1 protein-coding gene is annotated in these 1,053 nt (G+C 76.5%); it reads left to right on the top strand.

The annotated features are described in order from the left end of the window. Nucleotides 1-1,036 (top strand): hypothetical protein (locus tag C1I97_RS37745; protein ID WP_111007349.1); only part of this gene is annotated, 1,036 nt, incomplete at its 5' end. Between the last annotated feature and the right edge of the window lie 17 nt (nt 1,037-1,053).

Raw genomic sequence — 1,053 nt, 5'->3', positions numbered from 1 at the left:
GGAGCTGACGGAGCTGCTGCGCGGCGAGGCGGTCACGGTCGCCGGCTCGGCGACGGCCACCGCGAACGCGCCGACCCTGGCCGGCCCGGGCAGGCTCAGCCAGAGCTTCTCCCTGGCCGCGCTGGTGGAGCGGATGAACGAGCTGTACGCGGCCGGCCTGGACATGGTGGTCGCCGCCGACGCGGTGTGGTCGGCGCTGCCCGCGCGGATCGATCTGCTGGCCGCCGAGCTGCAGCGCACCCGCCGGCTCGCGCACTCGGTCGGCGTCCGCCCCGGCGAGCACCCGGCGGGCGACGACCTGGAGCGCATCACGCGCACGCTGACCAGGCTGCGCGAGGAGGTGGTCTCCGACCCGCTGGCCTTCTGGGTTCCCGCGCAGGGCAGTTCGGCGCCGGGCGGCGGCCGGCCGGACACCACGGTGTACGACCGTGAGGCGCGGGCGCTGGAGGAGGTGCGCCGGGAGATCGACGCCGTGCTCGGGGTGCGGCAGGACGCCGAGCAGCGGCTGATCAGGCTGCGGGACCTGCTCTCGCGCGCGGACCGCACCCTCGCCGAGGCGCGCGCCGCGCGGGGCGAGGTGCTGGCGAAGATCGCGGCGACGGAGGTTCCGGTGGTCAGCGGCCCGCCGACCGTGCTGCAGGAGCAGCTGGCGACGGCCGCCGAGTACCGCAGACAGGCCCAGTGGCACCGCCTGTCGCCGCTGCTGGACTCCCTGGAGCAGAAGGCGGAGGACGAACTGCTGCGCGCCCGCGAGTCGTTGACGGCGGTCACCGCTCCGCTGGCGGTCCGCGCCGAGCTGCGCGGGCGGCTGGACGCGTACAAGGCGAAGGTGGCCCGGCACGGCCTGGCGGAGGACCCGCTGCTGGTCGAGCGGTACGACGCGGCGCGGCGCATGCTGTGGAGCGCGCCCTGCGACCTGCGGGTGGCCGAGCAGGCCGTGCTGCGCTACCAGCAGGCGGCGGCCGAAGCGCTCGGCAGCGCGCGGGTGCCGGAGCAGGGCGGTCCTCGGGACGGTGACGGCGGGGGGAAGGCATGAGTCGGGCGGGGCAGACC

It is taken from the genome of Streptomyces sp. NTH33 (assembly GCF_003236365.1).
Taxonomy (GTDB): domain Bacteria; phylum Actinomycetota; class Actinomycetes; order Streptomycetales; family Streptomycetaceae; genus Streptomyces.
Note: the sequence above shows the minus strand (reverse complement) of the source record. Positions and strands in the feature narration are given on the sequence as shown.